The sequence below is a fragment of the Shewanella sp. YLB-07 genome (genome assembly GCF_009377275.1).
This window is the reverse complement of record NZ_VOQB01000001.1, coordinates 43,276-60,113: the sequence shown is the minus strand read 5'-3', so window position 1 is coordinate 60,113 and position 16,838 is coordinate 43,276. Positions and strand designations below refer to the sequence as shown.

The 16,838-nt window shown below is 44.0% G+C and carries 19 protein-coding genes; 12 read left to right on the top strand and 7 right to left on the bottom strand.

Annotation, left to right across the window (positions count from 1 at the left end):
- Positions 1-94: 94 nt before the first annotated feature.
- Positions 95-667: an OmpA family protein gene (locus FS373_RS00295; protein ID WP_144047630.1), complete on the bottom strand. Its 573-nt coding sequence runs from the start codon at positions 665-667 to the stop codon at positions 95-97.
- 211 nt (positions 668-878) lie between these two features.
- Positions 879-1,295 carry a PACE efflux transporter gene (locus FS373_RS00290; RefSeq protein ID WP_152828832.1) on the bottom strand — a complete coding sequence of 139 codons (417 nt, stop codon included), beginning with the start codon at positions 1,293-1,295 and terminating at the stop codon, positions 879-881.
- Positions 1,296-1,378: 83 nt separating this feature from the next.
- Here FS373_RS00290 and FS373_RS00285 point away from each other — a divergent pair, with 83 nt between their 5' ends.
- Entirely contained in the window at positions 1,379-2,278 is a 900-nt protein-coding gene (locus FS373_RS00285) for a LysR family transcriptional regulator (protein WP_152828831.1), read from the top strand.
- A gap of 56 nt (positions 2,279-2,334) precedes the next feature.
- On the opposite strand, the gene FS373_RS00280 is transcribed toward FS373_RS00285, so the two are convergent.
- Positions 2,335-2,808 carry a DUF924 family protein gene (locus tag FS373_RS00280; protein ID WP_144047633.1) on the bottom strand — a complete coding sequence of 158 codons (474 nt, stop codon included), beginning with the start codon at positions 2,806-2,808 and terminating at the stop codon, positions 2,335-2,337.
- A gap of 217 nt (positions 2,809-3,025) precedes the next feature.
- Positions 3,026-3,586: a DUF4136 domain-containing protein gene (locus tag FS373_RS00275; protein ID WP_144047634.1), complete on the bottom strand. Its 561-nt coding sequence runs from the start codon at positions 3,584-3,586 to the stop codon at positions 3,026-3,028.
- A gap of 193 nt (positions 3,587-3,779) precedes the next feature.
- Between FS373_RS00275 and FS373_RS00270 the strand changes: the two genes are divergently transcribed.
- The 4 genes from FS373_RS00270 (at position 3,780) to ruvX (ending at position 5,723) form a co-directional block, all read left to right on the top strand.
- On the top strand, positions 3,780-4,097 hold the full coding sequence (locus FS373_RS00270; RefSeq protein WP_144047635.1) for a hypothetical protein: 318 nt from the start codon (positions 3,780-3,782) through the stop codon (positions 4,095-4,097).
- Between the two features lie 202 nt (positions 4,098-4,299).
- Positions 4,300-4,629 (top strand): stress response translation initiation inhibitor YciH, encoded by a 330-nt coding sequence (gene yciH, locus FS373_RS00265; protein ID WP_144047636.1) that lies wholly within the window; start codon positions 4,300-4,302, stop codon positions 4,627-4,629.
- Positions 4,630-4,697: 68 nt separating this feature from the next.
- A complete protein-coding gene (locus tag FS373_RS00260) occupies positions 4,698-5,258 on the top strand; it encodes a YqgE/AlgH family protein (RefSeq protein ID WP_144047637.1) in 561 nt (186 codons plus the stop codon).
- A gap of 42 nt (positions 5,259-5,300) precedes the next feature.
- A complete protein-coding gene (gene ruvX, locus FS373_RS00255; RefSeq protein WP_144047638.1) occupies positions 5,301-5,723 on the top strand; it encodes a Holliday junction resolvase RuvX in 423 nt (140 codons plus the stop codon).
- A 110-nt stretch (positions 5,724-5,833) separates the two neighbouring features.
- Here the strand turns inward: ruvX and FS373_RS00250 are convergent, their stop codons facing one another.
- From FS373_RS00250 to FS373_RS00240, 3 genes are all read right to left on the bottom strand, one after another.
- The gene (locus FS373_RS00250; RefSeq protein ID WP_144047639.1) at positions 5,834-6,937 is read right to left on the bottom strand and encodes a porin; all 1,104 of its coding nucleotides are present in this window, start codon (positions 6,935-6,937) and stop codon (positions 5,834-5,836) included.
- A 168-nt stretch (positions 6,938-7,105) separates the two neighbouring features.
- On the bottom strand, positions 7,106-8,218 hold the full coding sequence (locus tag FS373_RS00245; protein WP_152828830.1) for a PilT/PilU family type 4a pilus ATPase: 1,113 nt from the start codon (positions 8,216-8,218) through the stop codon (positions 7,106-7,108).
- A 23-nt stretch (positions 8,219-8,241) separates the two neighbouring features.
- The gene (locus tag FS373_RS00240) at positions 8,242-9,279 is read right to left on the bottom strand and encodes a type IV pilus twitching motility protein PilT (RefSeq protein WP_144047640.1); all 1,038 of its coding nucleotides are present in this window, start codon (positions 9,277-9,279) and stop codon (positions 8,242-8,244) included.
- Between the two features lie 36 nt (positions 9,280-9,315).
- Between FS373_RS00240 and FS373_RS00235 the strand changes: the two genes are divergently transcribed.
- From FS373_RS00235 to FS373_RS00205, 7 genes are all read left to right on the top strand, one after another.
- Positions 9,316-10,011, top strand: a complete 696-nt coding sequence (locus tag FS373_RS00235; RefSeq protein ID WP_144047641.1) for a YggS family pyridoxal phosphate-dependent enzyme — start codon at positions 9,316-9,318, stop codon at positions 10,009-10,011.
- A 129-nt stretch (positions 10,012-10,140) separates the two neighbouring features.
- Positions 10,141-10,959, top strand: a complete 819-nt coding sequence (proC, locus tag FS373_RS00230; protein WP_144047642.1) for a pyrroline-5-carboxylate reductase — start codon at positions 10,141-10,143, stop codon at positions 10,957-10,959.
- A 59-nt stretch (positions 10,960-11,018) separates the two neighbouring features.
- Positions 11,019-11,567: a YggT family protein gene (locus FS373_RS00225; RefSeq protein ID WP_144047643.1), complete on the top strand. Its 549-nt coding sequence runs from the start codon at positions 11,019-11,021 to the stop codon at positions 11,565-11,567.
- Between the two features lie 172 nt (positions 11,568-11,739).
- The gene (locus tag FS373_RS00220) at positions 11,740-12,174 is read left to right on the top strand and encodes a DUF4426 domain-containing protein (protein ID WP_144047644.1); all 435 of its coding nucleotides are present in this window, start codon (positions 11,740-11,742) and stop codon (positions 12,172-12,174) included.
- Positions 12,175-12,322: 148 nt separating this feature from the next.
- On the top strand, positions 12,323-12,925 hold the full coding sequence (rdgB, locus tag FS373_RS00215; protein ID WP_152828829.1) for an RdgB/HAM1 family non-canonical purine NTP pyrophosphatase: 603 nt from the start codon (positions 12,323-12,325) through the stop codon (positions 12,923-12,925).
- Between the two features lie 302 nt (positions 12,926-13,227).
- Positions 13,228-14,364, top strand: coding sequence for a radical SAM family heme chaperone HemW (gene hemW, locus FS373_RS00210; RefSeq protein WP_144047646.1), 1,137 nt, complete (start codon positions 13,228-13,230; stop codon positions 14,362-14,364).
- A 257-nt stretch (positions 14,365-14,621) separates the two neighbouring features.
- Positions 14,622-16,472 (top strand): DUF885 domain-containing protein, encoded by a 1,851-nt coding sequence (locus FS373_RS00205; protein ID WP_152828828.1) that lies wholly within the window; start codon positions 14,622-14,624, stop codon positions 16,470-16,472.
- Positions 16,473-16,838 lie beyond the last annotated feature (366 nt).

Below are 16,838 nucleotides of genomic sequence, written 5' to 3'. Positions count from 1 at the left end.
CACCAAAAAACAGCTCATATAAATATGAACTGTTTAACCTCAGGTTTAATTCAAATCAAAATTCTAAGCGGACTCCCTGAGCCCTACTTGCTCGCTAGTGATCTAACTCGACTAAAAAATTGACCCGTCGATTCAGGGCCCTGCCTACTGGTGTATCATTTGTACTGATTGGAGAGCGAGTTCCCATCCCCCTCACGATAAAGCGTTCCGGATCGAAGCCATAATCTTCAACTAAGATACCCTTAACAGTTTTTGCCCTTGCCTCGGATAAGAGCTGATTGGCCTCTACACTCCCAACGGCATCAGTATGTCCAATGAGGCATAATTTAACGTCATTTAGCTGTAAAAATTGTTTTATTTGAGCGAGAATTTGCCATTGGGAGTAGAGTATCTCAGTCTTAGCGAACTCAAAATTTAACGCTAACTCAGTGGCCTGAATACAAGTATCAGGATAAACCCTGTCATCGGTTGTGATTAAACAAACCGGCTTGAATAGTCGACTCTTATCACAACCTGAAGCATCGACCAGTACACCCAAGGGCGTATGCGGGCAGGCATCCTTGATATCCGGTACCCCATCTTTATCACTATCATTCCAGCCAAATGCTACAGGACTGAGAATAAGCCCAATAAAGCATAATAAAATAAGCCAAAATTTATTCATCATTTGTAACCTATAATGGCCATTGACGCCTATAGCTTGTGCCTAAAGCTTATAATAGCTCATCGGCCCTGACGTGAAATACTAAAGATTATCCTCGCAGATTGGCGTATTTTATATCCTTCTGCAAATTTCGCAATTACTTAGCACTATAAACTTTAAGCGAGTCACGAAAACCTAACATTCACTAATTTAGCCAATCTAGTTTAATAAGTCACTAAACCGGTGTTGTTAGTAACCGCTGACAAACACGATCATAGACATAATTAAAAGCGATGGCGTAAAAGAAGAACAACACCAGAAACGTAAACTCGAGTATGAAGGCGGCGAATATTGAGATACCCAAGAACCAAGATACGATGGGTAATGTCGCAACTATGATGCCTCCTTCGAAGCCCAATGCATGGCCTATTCTTGTCCCTATACTGCGCTTATTTCTGTTATTGCCAAAATGCTTATCGAACCAGATATTATAAAAATAGTTCCAAATTACCGCATAGACACTAAGTCCTATGGCAACCAGGAGTAGTTCGGAAGTATCTTTCCCTGTGATAATAATAGCTAGAGGCACGACTATCACAAGGGCAAACAGTTCGAATAAAATGGCATGGGTAACGCGTTGCTTGGTTGTCATCAAGCGACTCCTCTAAAAGACTTGCAGCCATTATCAAGCCAAATTATGATAGAACAAAGTTAGTTACCATCACAAATACTGATATGTTAACACTCGAGCAGCTTTACTCATTCGTAGAAACCGTGGAAACAGGCTCATTTTCGGCCGCGGCCAGGAAACTGGGCAAGGTACAATCTGCGGTAAGTCAAAATATTATGAATATGGAGATCGACAGTGATCAGACACTGTTCGATCGCTCCGGCCGTTACCCTAAGCTGACTGCAGCCGGTGAGGCTCTTTTACCCCAAGCAAACGCAGTCATTGCCCAGCATAGAAGGCTCAACCAACAAGTTGAAGCCTTAAGTGAGGGGCAGCCACAAAAGTTAACCTTGGCACTGGATGAAGGGGTACCCTATAGCCAATTAACCCATTATCTGATCGAATTCACTGAATACTTCCCTCATATACAACTCGAATTTTTGAACGCTTCGAGCCAAGATATCATCCAGCTAGTCAGTGAAAAGCGTGCCGATCTTGGTCTGGTCTTCAGTGAGTTTATCTACCCTGAAAATATCGATTTCGAGTCCATAGGGACTATTGAATTTGAACTATTGATTAGCCCTAATCACCCATTAGCAAGTTCGAAATCTAAACATATGGATCTGCTAAAATTACATAGGCAGTTGATCATAGGTGGCAGAGACAGGGCTCCAAGCAATTATAATCAGCAACATTCACCGGATGTCTGGTATGCGGACAATTACTATGTTTTGCTTGAATTGGCTAAATCTGGATTTGGTTGGGGGCTACTCCCAACCCATCTTGCCCAAGAAGCAATAAATAGCAAACAACTTTGCAAAATTCCTGTAGAGTTTGAAGAGTTGGGTTGGGTGGCTAATATAGATGTCATTCAGCACACAGGCTCAGGTAATGAAGCCTGCACACTGCTACGTCAGCTCTTAAGAAAGATGATGAAATCGGAATCTACAAGTCTCAAAAATTAGAACTAACGATGCCTGCAATATCAATCCACGTCAGCACTTAAGAAAGATGATGAAATCTAGTCTAAAGTAATAGAACTTGCTGACCGACTAGCAGAAGCATGCTCATACCAATTCACCCAAGCGGGCCTATGAATCGATTCGACTTGAGATTGCATCCCTTCGAGGAGGCACAACAAGAGTTGACGGTCTTGGCTATTGCCGGAGTAAAATAGCGGGTCGTAGAAGCAGCGACGCTGAACAGGCTCCAGCTGAGTATCCAGGCCTAATTCGACTCCTTCAATGCATAGAGCTCGAGCCTCTGGATGCAGGTCAATTGCATCTTTATCATTTAAAAGGTGCGCTACAGGTCCCATGAGTAAGATGAGTGACATTCGCCCAGGTGGAGAGCGCTTCCAATCTTCGAGGTCACCCGATTTGACCCTTTGTAACAGAGTAAGCCATTCAGACCGAGTCTGTTGGCAAAGAGACTCAATTTCAACACCTTGTCCCTTAGCGTATTCATCAAACCATTGCTGTAAAAACTGATCCACTTGTACCACTCACTTGGTATCTGCCAGATATGTAGTCAGAGAATAGCAGTCTATTACAAATTGATAAGTTGGACTTTAGTCTAGTAAGAAACACATTTAACAAACCACAAGATTGGTGATGAATTTGGCTAAAAAAAAAGCGCTCCTGCTGGAGCGCCTTCCATCCTGTTCCACAATTAGAACGAGTTAATATATAAAACAGACCACACCAAGAATACTAGTTAGCTTCAGGCTTAGGTGGATAATTTACTAACATCTCAGAGATAGCATGATTAACCACTTCAACACGCTCCTCAGGAGTACTCTGATCACGTATGGTATCGGCAACAGAGCCACGCCAAATAAGCTTTCCGCTTTCACGATTCACCATATCTAAAATCAAGGTACCGACTTCATACTCACGAACCGTAGTCTGAGTATTCATGCTACCGCTATATCCCCATCTAGAGCCATAATATGGGTTATAACCATAATTAGTGTTGAAGGTATCTACGTTGATTTTTTTATCAACTTTAGTCAGGTAATTAACTAACACATCGGCTGTCGCTGCATCGGTAAGGGTTATGCCTTTCGCCGCTAGCTGGCTGTCTACTGCAGCACGAATACGCTGGTCCATCAAACCATCCAGGTGATATGTCGTGTCTTTCGTCTTTTTAACGATCCAGGCATAGGTCTTTACATCGTCAAAATTTGCTGCAGGATCATAATCCGAACTCGTTTTTAGGGTGCTACAGGCACTCAGTGCCAGTGCAACCAAACCAACTATAACCTTCTTCATTTTGACTCCATCAGATATGCATCATGTAAAATTCATTTTATAATTTCAGCTTACATAGCAATTTCATGATCTACAACTCAAATTTAGTCTAATTAGTATATCGTTCAGCTTGACTTAAGATAGAACCTTAATGATAATGATTATCAATTAATTTCTAGTGTGAAATTTTGAATCCTGAGTAATGGAGTCTCTTATGTTTTGGTTTATCGGTGCCTTCTTGATCGCGAGTGCTATCTTTCTTTTTGCTCCCGAACAAGCGTCGGTGCAATCTGAGAAAGTTTCAGCCAGAAAGAGCCAGGGACATATCAGTCTATTTATCTTACCTGTTATCGTATTGGCCTGGATACTCTTTACATTATTAGACGGACATAACGGCAGCTATGGAACGGCGGCAATAGGCTTCGTTTTAACCTCTTGCGCCATTGCTCATTCAAAGTTTCATAAGTTTATTATTCCTTGTGCGTGCCTCACAGCTATATCACTCATCATTGGGGTCGTACTGGCTGCATAACTGGTTTCATAAAAGTCTGTATCCTCCTCAAAAATGTCGAAAATGAGCGAGGCTAGAGTTTGCTAGCCTGCTTAGTTTCAACTATCTCCTAATTCTCTCTTGCTCAGTGCAACTTTCTCTCAGACTTAATAAAGCATAAAGCTCCCATAAAATTATTCAGTTTGTTAAACTCTAATTATCACAAGTTATTTAGTAGTCGCCCATGAGAAAAGATCCAAACGTATCCTTGGTCTACAGCACAGATGTAGGCCGTATATCTCCCGAAGTAGAGCTCAAAGACATCCCAACTGGAGATGGTATCGTGCGTATCCATAAAGACAGTAAAGGGCGTAAAGGCAAAGGTGTTTCTGTCATCAAGGGCCTAGGCTTGAATGAGAAAGAGCTAAAAGCCCTGTCCCAGAAATTAAAGAAACAGTGCGGCTGTGGTGGAACGGTAAAAGAGTTCAATATTGAAGTGCAAACTGACAATAGAGAGCAACTCAAGACTTTGCTGGAAAAACTCAAATATACAGTAAAGCTAGCCGGCGGTTAGCAGGCTATATAGTCCAGATTATCAAGGCTAGTTGCCAGTCTCTATTCCCTTTTCCGTGGAGCCTATTAATGGAAAGTTTACAAAACCACTTCTTAATCGCGATGCCCTCACTCAAAGACACTTTTTTCGAGCGTTCGGTGATCTATCTTTGTGAGCATGATGAGAAGGGCGCTATGGGGATCATGATCAACAGACCCTTAGGCATAGAAGTCGATGAGCTATTGCAGCAGATGGAACTCGATGAGGAGCCTGAACTCGTTTCCTCCCTTGGCGCCCGAGTCCTTATCGGCGGCCCTGTGAATCCCGAAAGAGGCTTTGTCTTACACACACCTCAAGATTTTTGGAACAATAGCCAATCACTGACAGACGAGTTAATGCTAACAACCTCAAGAGATGTGTTATCGGCCTTAGGCAGTAAAGACGCCCCAAAGCAGTTTATCGTCGCCTTAGGTTATGCAGGTTGGAGCCGAGATCAACTGGAGCAAGAACTGGCAGATAATACCTGGCTATCAATTCCTGCAAGTACGGCATTACTCTTCGATGTTAAGCATGAGGAACGTTGGCAAAAAGCGACGGAATCTTTAGGCTTCGATATATGGCAACTGTCTAATCAATCTGGACATGCATAATCCCTCTCTCAACATTTTTTCATTTAAGAGAACAAGTATTTCATGAGTTCAATAACGGTATTAGGCTTTGATTACGGCACTAAAAGCATTGGCATCGCCATAGGTCAATCACTCACAGGCACAGCTAATCCAATCGGTTCAATAAAAGCTGTCGATGGCATTCCTAAGTGGGAAGAGATTGGCATGCTTATCGAAGAATGGCAGCCAGATGTAGTGGTCGTGGGCCTACCTTTAAATATGGATGGCACTGAACAAGAGATAACCCTGAGAGCGAAGAAGTTTGCTAATCGCATCAACGGCAGATTCGGCGTAAAGATTGCGACGCAAGATGAACGCCTGACAACTGCTGATGCCAAGGCCAGACTGTTTGAATTCGGTGGTTTTAAAGCACTGACTAAGGGACAGGTCGATGCCATGTCGGCGGTGTTGATAATAGAAAGTTACTTCGAAAATATGTACGACTAGTGCTTACATCTCTTATTAAAGCTATAAAATGGCAATAAAAACGGCCAGTAAAAATCATCTTCACTGGCCATTTTTTCAAAGCTACGATTCAAAGCCTAGATATTAGACATTTAGAAATAAAGCCCGATATTGATATTCAAACGTGAACTCCATTCGGTCGGCCCTTCCGAGATACCGACTCCAGGTCCATTGATAAACCACATATTGTTACCGGCAATCCAATCGACATAAGAGTAAAACTTACCTGCTGTGATGGCACAACCTGTGACATTCTGCATAGAGTCCTCTAAACCTTCACCCGATGCGAACACCTGACTGAAATCGTTGTAACAATTGAGATTGGTAATAGGTCCCCAATCCACATCTATGCTACGTGATACGTTCAAGGTAAGCACATCGGCCGATGAGGCTATTTCAAAAGGAAAAGCGAAGGCCGATAAGGCGATACGATTGCTATCAGGCATATCGTACTCATAATACATGTACTGAAACTGCCCTTGCCACTTAGCCCAATCGACTTGCCAGTGAAAGGATGCGGCATATCCATCGGTATCTTTACCCGCTACCTGATTATTTGTTGTCGGCAGATAATCTAACTGGGAATATTGTAAAGAAGCGCCAATCTTGTGTTTGGTATTCTCTGTGGTTATGTCTCGCTCTATGCGTGCATTAAGCTGACCCGACTCTTCATAGGGTGACTCATCTGTGATAGCTACATCGAAGGAGTACCTGTCATATCTGGCGCCATCACCGTATTCATCATTGAAGAAGTAGGCAAGATCGAAACGCCAATTTTTATCGTCATATTTCCAGTGTATGCCTGCGTCATAGTCATCTTCAAAACCGAGATAATAGTTGGCACTAAACCAAAATGAGTGGGCACCATAGGGAAGCAAGCCAAAGGGAACCTGAGTCACCCCAATCTGAACACTCTGCTCCTCATTGAAGCTGTATCCCGCATAAGCGTGATGAATGACGTCCATATCTTGATACCAACGATACTGAGCCGAAGCAAACAGGCCATCATCCTTATAGTTGACATCCACACGAAACAGCTCGAACTCCAGCTTAGAATCATTGGCGTAATCTTTCCAGCCATAGTTGACCCGTACGGCTCCCCCCAGATCCAACTCATCGGTCACTTGAACCGCATTAGCCGAAAATGAAACCCAGATACATAAACACCCTATTGCTAATCGTTTAAACACAGCCATGACACTCCTATGTCGTTGACATGAAAACTATTCTCCAAGTTTAATCAGAGAATCCTAATTTCGCTAACTCATATTAAATAAAAGTAAAAAGCCAGAGAATCCCCTCTGACCTTGTTTGATTTTTAGTTGGTGAATTATCGACTAGATGACTTATCGAATAATGAGTCACTAGTCTAAATCTAGTGTCACCCCTTCCATAAAGCCAGAACCCCCTTGTTCTGAACTTTGCAGCTTAATCATCAGCCTTAAATCATTAGGCGAATCTGCATGATGTAAGGCATCGGCATAACTAATCTCTCCCGCGGTATAGAGAGTCAGCAAGGCCTGATCGAAGGTCTGCATTCCCTGCTCATTAGACTTCGCCATAGTCTCCTTGAGTGAATGCAGTTCATTTTTAGCTATCAAGCTACTGATACGGGGTGTATTAATCAAAATCTCGATGGCCGCACGTCGTCCCTTACCATCCATAGTCGGCACCAACTGTTGAGCTACAATTCCCCTTAAGTTCAACGAGAGATCGAATAATAGCTGCTGATGCTTACTCTCCGGCACTAAGTTCATGATACGGTCCAATGCCTGGTTAGCATTGTTTGCATGCAAGGTCGCCATACATAGGTGCCCGGTTTCGGCAAACGCCAGGGCGAATTCCATGGTCTCTTGAGTTCGAATTTCACCGATTAAGATCACATCTGGCGCCTGGCGCAATGAGCTTTTAAGCGCGGCATCGAATGACTCGGTATCTATCCCGACTTCTCGCTGGGTGATGATACAATTGCGATGCTCATGAACAAATTCAACCGGGTCTTCGATAGTCAGAATATGGCCGCGAGAGTTAGCATTACGGTAACCCACCAAAGCAGCCAAGGATGTTGACTTACCTGTGCCAGTTCCACCCACCATGATGATGAGTCCACGTTTGCTCATCACCAGATCTTTGAGGATCACGGGGAGTTTCAGATCATCGACATCGGGGATTTGAGTCTCGATGCGGCGCATAACACAACCCGATGCTTCCCTCTGCCAAAAAGCACTGACACGAAAACGCCCTAAATCCTGCAAGGCAAATGCGAAATTACACTCACGAGTCTGATGAAACTCTTTCTTCTGCTCATCACTCATCAAAGACTCGACAAAATCCAGTGATTGAGCCGGTGAGAATGAAGTTTCGCTCAATGGTGTTAGCTCACCATCGATTTTGGCACTCGGGGGGAAACCCGCAGTGATGAATAGATCCGAAGCCTTGCGATCTATCATAGTTTTTAAGAAAGGACGAACATCCATAATAAAACCTTAACAATTAACCTTTAGAATTGTGTCTGCTTATTAGCACTCTTGTGCTGAGCATCTTCACGACTGATCTGACCGCGGTTGACCAAATTCTGCAGACACTGATCTAATGTCTGCATACCATGTGACATACCTGTCTGAATCGCAGAATACATCTGTGCCACTTTATCCTCACGAATAAGGTTTCTGATCGCTGGAGTCCCCATCATGATCTCATGGGCCGCCACACGTCCTCCACCGATTTTCTTGATCAAGGTCTGTGATATTACTGCCTGTAGCGACTCTGATAGCATGGTCCTAACCATGCCCTTCTCACCTTCGGGGAAAACATCGACCACACGGTCAATGGTTTTTGCCGCAGAGGTGGTATGTAGAGTACCGAATACCAGGTGACCGGTCTCAGCCGCCGTCATCGCCAGCCTGATGGTTTCAAGATCTCGCATCTCACCGACTAAGATCACATCGGGATCTTCACGCAGTGCGCTTCGTAAGGCCGCGTTGAAGCTATGAGTATGACGATGCACCTCACGCTGGTTGATCAGACATTGCTTACTCTGATGTACAAATTCGATTGGGTCTTCGATGGTGAGAATGTGTTCGTGGCGGCTTTCATTAATATAATCAACCATGGCAGCCAGAGTGGTACTCTTTCCCGAGCCTGTTGGACCGGTAACCAAGACTAAGCCACGTGGGAAGCTGGAAATTTTCTTGAAGATCTCCGGTGCGCCAAGCTGCTCCAGACTCAGAATATCGCTGGGAATAGTACGAAATACCGCAGCGGCTCCTCGCGCCTGGTTGAAGGCATTGACACGAAAACGTGCTAAGTTCGGTACCTCGAACGAAAAATCTATCTCTAAATGTTCTTCATAATCTTTACGTTGCTTATCATTCATGATGTCATAGACGAGTCCATGCACCCCTTGATGATCTAAAGCGGGTAAATTGATCTTTCTGACTTCGCCATCTACACGTATCATAGGCGAAACGCCAGCAGAAAGGTGTAGATCGGACGCTTTGTGCTTTACACTAAAGGCAAGTAACTCTGTGATTTCCATAGTATGGGATATCCATTCAATCAAAAAACTTACATCATGACAACAATAGCAGACAGACTGGCTAACGCCCAGCATCGAATCGAACAAGCGGCACAAATTTCATCACGAAATGTCGATGAAATTCAATTACTCGCCGTCAGTAAAACTAAGCCCAATTCAGATATTGTAGCCGCCTATGCTGCCGGCCAAAGACGATTTGGTGAAAACTATGTTCAGGAAGGCGAATCTAAAGTTAATGCGCTGAAACAGAGCTGTCCCGAAATCGAATGGCACTTCATCGGCCCCTTACAATCGAATAAGACTAGAATCATAGCCTGTCACTTCGATTGGATGCACACAGTCTCCCGGGAAAAGATAGCATCCAGACTCAACGAGCAGCGTCCGAAAGAGATGTCTCCCCTGAACATCTGCATCCAAATCAATATCAGTGGCGAAACCAGTAAATCAGGAACGACACCAGAAGCGCTTAAATCCTTGGCAAATAGAATCGATCAGATGCCGAATTTAACCCTCCGGGGTCTGATGGCCATCCCCACTGCGACATTGAATAAAAAGTTACAAAGAGATGAGTTTCAGCAGCTACAAGCTTTATATCTAGAACTCAAATCACTTTATCCTCAAGTGGACACGCTTTCCATGGGAATGAGTAATGATTTAGAACAGGCAATTGAACAAGGCTCAACCATGGTTAGAATTGGTAGTGCAATTTTCGGCGAAAGAGAAAAGCGCTAGATATTAGCCTTGTTTTAACCCTATCAAGCCCAAATATTAGTTTAAACGAACTTATGGCAATGTTTTTGTCACCTGAAATAACGGCCTCAACGAAAAAGGCTGAAGTATAGAGAACTATAGAGAAGTATCATGGCCGAAAAAAAATTGTGCTTTATAGGTGCGGGAAACATGACTCGCAGTATCACGACTGGGCTCGTCAACAACGGCTACCCGGCCTCCTTAATTCATGCAACCAACCCCAGTGCAGCTAAATTAACAGGGTTACAAAAAGCACTGAATATCGCCACATCGCATGATAATTTAGCCGCAGCGAAACAAGCTGATGTTATCGTGCTCAGTGTAAAACCCCATTTCATGCAAGGGGTTTGCGAGCAATTAAGCACTTTAGACCTAACAAATAAACTCATCATAACCATTGCAGCCGGCATTCCGGCCAAGCGTTATGGCGATTATTTTGGACAAGAGATAAAGCTTATTCGTACTATGCCTAATACACCGACTCAAATTGGTGTCGGCATGACGGGCTTATACGCAGGAGATGAGATCTCATCTGAACAGAAAGCGCTCTGTGAACAATTGATGTTGAGTGGCGGTGAAGTCGTTTGGGTTGATAGTGAGTCCGAACTCGACCAAGTCATCGCATTATCCGGCAGTTCACCCGCTTATTTCTTCCTCTTCATGGAAGCGATGATCGACAATGCGAAAGCTTCTGGAATGGATGAACACAAAGCAAGGCAACTCGTTCAACAGGCAGCATTGGGCGCGGCTCAAATGGTCAAACAAAACCCTGAGCTGACGACTGCACAACTTAGAGAAAATGTGACCTCAAAAGGAGGCACTACGGCGCAAGCTATCGCCGCTCTCGAAGCTGGTAATTTAAGGGGCATAGTCAAGCAAGCCATGGATGATTGCGTGGCTCGGGCACAAGAGATGGCCGAGCAATATTAGCCCAGCGTTAAACCGATATTTAACCAAGAATTTTGATTTACTATAAATAGAGAAAATACATGAATGCACTCAGTTTCTTAGTTAGCACAGTCTTCGATCTGTATCTGATGGTTGTGATTATTCGTATCTGGCTTCAACTCGCTAAAGCCGACTTCTACAACCCTTTTAGTCAGTTTATCGTAAAAGCCACACACCCTATCGTTGCCCCTATGCGTCGTGTTTTACCTTCCATGGGTGGTTTTGATACAGCCTCTGTAGTATTGGCTTTTATGGTCGTCGTCGCAAAATTTGTGGTATTGAGTCTCATCGCTGGCGCCGCGATTAATATACCAACAATCTTATTAATAGCTGTGGTTTCAGTATTTAAGCAAGCCGGAGTCTTGCTGTTCTGGATGTTGATTATCCGTGCAATCTTAAGCTGGGTGAGCCAAGGCCATAACCCTATCGAAATGGTTATGGGCCAACTAACCGAGCCACTTCTGTCACCAATTCGCCGTATCCTGCCGCAGATGGGTGGCTTAGATCTCTCTTTATTGGTGGTGATGATCATTCTAAATTTTGTCAATATGCTCCTAGCTCAATATGTGCCTTTTTGGGCTAACGTCTAGGTCATGCTGCTAGCGGTATCTATGCAGCAGGACTCCCTGCTGCTAAACCTTTATATTCACCCAGTTAATTTTGTAAGTTGATAAATCGAACGAAGCGAGTCATGGGCTAAACACCTATACTCAAATATATGATAACCATAACGAGTCAGTCCATTACCGCAGGAGCAGCGTCATGTTTAGAGCTATTTTATCTGTACTCATACTTACCCTTGCCTTCGTTGGCAACGTGTCAGCAGAGCAGAAACAAAAAGTTGGCAATTACGATATTCACTACGTGGCCCTAAGCAGCACATTTTTAACCCCCAGCATAGCTAAATCCTATGGTATCAAACGCAGTAGCTACATTGGCATCATCAATATTTCAGTGTTAGACACTAGCCAAGAAGGCAATCCACCTGTGCCTGTTGAGATCTCAGGTATTGCCAACAACCTACTCGATGCCCGCATAAACCTAAAATTTAGAGAGATCCGCGAAGGAAAAGCTATTTATTATGTCGCCGAAGTCCCTTACCGGGATGATCAAGAGATCAATTTTAAGGTCGCCATAAAATATAACAAGAAACTCAATACCCAATTGAAGTTTAAACAAAAGTTTTATGTCGAGTAACTTTTGAGGTTTATCATTAAGCACAGGAACTAAAAGCAGCGGCTTTTAGTTCCTTACTCCCTCCTTAAATAGCTTCAATATCTGCTATCGTTTCCCCTCCTCCTTAGCTATCATGGCGCCAATTACCCAAACCCCATCAAGGTCTCTAATGGATAAGTTCGTTCTCGCCAGTGGCAACAAAGGCAAGCTCAAAGAGTTTTCTGAAATTTTCTCAGCATATGATGTAGAGGTACTTCCTCAGAGCCAATTCAATGTAGAAGAGGTCCCTGAAACCGGAACAACGTTCGTTGAAAACGCCATCATTAAAGCGCGTCATGCAGCCGAAATCACCGGACTAGCGGCAATTGCCGATGACTCGGGTTTAGAAGTTGATCTTCTCGATGGCGCACCTGGAATCTACTCGGCTAGATACGGCGGAGAGAATGCTGGCGAGAAAGATAATTACATTAAGCTCTTAGACGCACTAAAAACTAATTTAGAAGGCAGGACCGCCCGCTTTCAATGCATCTTGGTTTATATGCGCCACGCAAAAGATCCGACCCCCATTATTGCTCAGGCATCATGGGAAGGAAAAATAGCCTTCGAAGCGGCCGGAGATAACGGTCATGGTTACGATCCTATCTTTATTCCTAATGAGCATAACTGCTCCGCGGCAGAGCTAGATAGCGAAGAGAAGAATCGCCTCAGTCACAGAGGAAAGGCGATGAAGCTATTGATCGATGCCATGAAGCGTAAAGGTATGATTATTTAATGCTAACTCTGCCACCTTTGAGTCTATATATTCATATACTTAGGTTTGATCTAAGCAGAAGTGCCTCAGGTATTACTTCTGCATCTAGTAAGGCTATCCGATGTTAACTCTGCCACCATTAAGCCTGTACATTCGTCTTCCTTGGCTTGTTCTAGACAGAAGTGCCTCAGGTATGACTTCTGCTTATAGTGAGACAACCCTATGCTAACTCTGCCGCCATTAAGCCTGTACATTCGTCTTCCTTGGCTTGTTCTAGACAGAAGTGCCTCAGGTATGACTTCTGCTTATAGTGAGACAACCCTATGCTAACTCTGCCGCCATTAAGCCTGTACATTCATATTCCTTGGTGTGTACAGAAGTGCCCCTATTGTGATTTCAACTCCCATGGTCAGAATGGTGAGCTGCCACAGCAGGAATATGTCGACGCCTTACTTGCCGATCTTAAAAACGATCTTCACTATGTGCAGGGACGCGAGATACACACGATATTTATCGGTGGTGGCACGCCTTCACTGTTCGACGCGGCTCAAATCGAGAGGCTACTCACGGGTGTCAATGAGATGATCCCTTTCAGTGAGCAGATAGAAATAACCATGGAGGCCAACCCTGGTACGTTAGAGCATGACGACTTCGAAGCATATTCTAAAGCCGGTGTTACCCGACTATCTATCGGCGTTCAGAGCTTCTCAACAGACAAGCTGAATCTATTAGGCCGTATACATGGTAAAGATGAGGCTGAAGTCGCGGCGCAGAAGGCCCAGAGCTCAGGTTATCGCAGTTTCAATTTGGATCTGATGCATGGGCTGCCAAATCAAAGTTTCGAAGAAGCTATGGCTGATATCGACACGGCAGCTAAATTGTCTCCGCCTCATCTGTCCTGGTATCAGCTGACCATAGAGCAAAACACCTTGTTTCACTCTAAGCCCCCGCAATTGCCTGATGATGAAGCCCTGTGGCACATCTATGAGCAAGGGCAGAAAAAGTTAGCAGATCTGGGTTACGAGCAGTATGAAATTTCGGCATACGCGAAACCCGGATTTCAGTGCCAACATAATATCAACTATTGGCAGTTTGGCGATTACTTAGGCATTGGCTGTGGTGCTCACGGCAAGGTGACCCTTCTGGAACAGAACCAGATATTACGTACAGTAAAGATAAAACACCCTAAGGGCTATCTAGCGGCCGATGAGTACACCTTCGACACAGTAGAAGTGACAGAAGATGAACGTCCACTGGAATACCTGATGAACCGATTCCGCCTTATGTCCGCAATACCTAAGGCCGAGTTTGAACAAAGAACTGGCTTATCTCATCGGGTGATCGCTCAAGGAATAGAAAAAGCTAAAAGCAAAACTTTATTGATTGAAAACGAGACTCACTGGGAATTAACCGCCAAAGGTAAGATGTTCGTTAACGAACTCTTATCCCAGTTCTGTTAAACAGTTCGAAGGTAACAAACTTCTTGTATCAGGCTTGAGCTAGCAGAGCCTGATACGGCAGCCTTATTTACTCAGGCTTGGTTTGCTGAGAATGCTGCCTAGATCGCTGTAATTTAAAAAACATTCTACTTTTAAGGGTTAACTCTTTGAATTAGCCCTAATTGACACATTTACTAACACTTAGATCAAAACATTAACGATTAGCTTTATTAGGATTAGCGTTACTTTTTAAGAATCCATAAAAATAAGACTAATTCATGCCTATAAAAACTAAAACTAGCTTACTAGCCTTAACATTAGCCAGCCTGATTGGCAGCAGCGCAATAGCAGCCACAACTCAAGTTCCATTACTTAGCCCTAGCGAGCCAGTAGCCTATAAGGCCGAGAGCGAGTCAGAAAAAGCCAATGCACTTTTTGAAGCCATATTCATGGAAAATGTAATGGCCAGCCCTATCTCCCAGACACATTTAGGCATTAAAACCGATTATGGTAAGTGGGACGATCGCGGTGAAGAAACCGATGCCCAAGACTTAGCCCGGTCACAGAAACACCTTAAGCAACTGAGTAAATTAGATCAGAGTAAACTCGATAGCCAAACCAATCTCAGCTACACACTGCTAAAGCAAAAACTCGAACAAGAGGTTAACGATTACCAATGGCGCTATCATAATTATCCTGTGAATCAGATGTATGGTGGCCACTCTATGGTCGCGTCCTTCTTAATCAACCAGCATCAGATCACAGAGATTTCCGACGCAGAGGCTTATATCAGTCGCCTCAATGGCGTGCCTAAATACCTGCAGCAGCTTGAAGACTCTTTAGAAGTTCGAGCGCAAAAAGGCATCATAGCGCCTAAGTTTGTCTTCCCACACGTACTGTCAGACAGTAAAAATATTATCACAGGCCAGCCTTTCGATTCGAGTGAAGATAGTGATAGTGCCCTGTGGGCCGACTTCCAGCGTAAGCTAGCCAGCTTAGACATAGATGAGAATGACAAGAACCAGCTGCTAAGCGATGCTAAGCAAGCATTACTAACGAAAGTTAAGCCAGCGTATGTTCACTTGATCAGTTATATCACTGAACTCGAGACTAAAGCCGATACACGAGACGGTGCGTGGAAGTTCCCTCAAGGCGAAGCCTATTACAACAATGCACTGGCTCGCACTACTACGACTGACATAACAGCAAACCAGATCCATGAACTTGGCATTGCCGAAGTTGCCCGTATCCATGGCGAGATGCGTGACATCATGAAGCAGGTCGGCTTTGAAGGTGACCTGCAAGCCTTCTTTAAATTTATGCGCGAAGACAAGCAGTTCTATTACCCCCCTACAGATGAAGGACGTGAAGCTTACTTAAATGATGCGATTGTACTCATAGACACCATGTCTTCACGACTCGATGAGGTGTTTAACGTCAAACCTAAAGCACCTATGATAGTAAAACGTGTTGAGGCATTCAGAGAAAAATCTGCCGGTAAGGCTTTCTATAACCAGCCTTCACCGGATGGAACCAGACCAGGTACCTATTACGCTAACTTATACGATATGAAGGCCATGCCTAAGTATCAGATGGAAGCCCTCGCTTATCATGAAGGCACCCCGGGTCACCATATGCAGATAGCCATAGCGCAAGAACTTGAAGGGGTCCCTAAGTTCCGTAAGTTTGGTGGCTACACGGCCTATATCGAAGGTTGGGGCCTGTATAGTGAGTACTTCCCAAAAGAGATGGGACTCTATTCAGACCCTTACTCTGATTTTGGTAGACTCGCCATGGAACTATGGCGCTCATGTCGCCTAGTGGTAGACACAGGCATACACGCTAAGAAGTGGACCCGTGAACAGTCTATTGCTTACTATGTCGATAATACCCCCAATGCTAAATCAGACGCAGTTAAGATGGTTGAACGCCATATCGTTATGCCTTCACAAGCCACGGCTTACAAAGTGGGCATGCTGAAAATTCTCGCCTTGAGAGAGAAAGCGAAAAAATCCTTGGGTGATAAATTTGATATACGTGAATTCCACACCTTAGTGCTGCAAAATGGGCCCTTGCCATTAGATATACTCGAAGATCAGATTGATCTTTGGGTGTCTCAGAAAAGCTAATATTATATGAGTGGGCTATTTCAACCTAGTCCACTTTTTCACACACAATAAAAAAGCCACATTGATTAAATGTGGCTTTTTTATTGTGTCGACTCTGTACTGCTTGGCCTAACTTATAGTTAGTCAGTAGCAAGCTTGTAGGGTACAAAGAGACGAATCTCTTTCTAGTTGAAAAGTACCCCAGCAACTAGGCTGGGGTAAACCAAAACTAGGATGATGGTTTTAAGGCTAGCATTGTTTTAGTTGTTAAAGCTCTGCCAGCATCGATTCGGAACTGCAGTAACGCTAATCTGTATAAGTTTAGTAAGAGGGGTCATTCTTAATAAACTTATAAGATTCAGATTATCCCGTATCAAGTGTCACCAA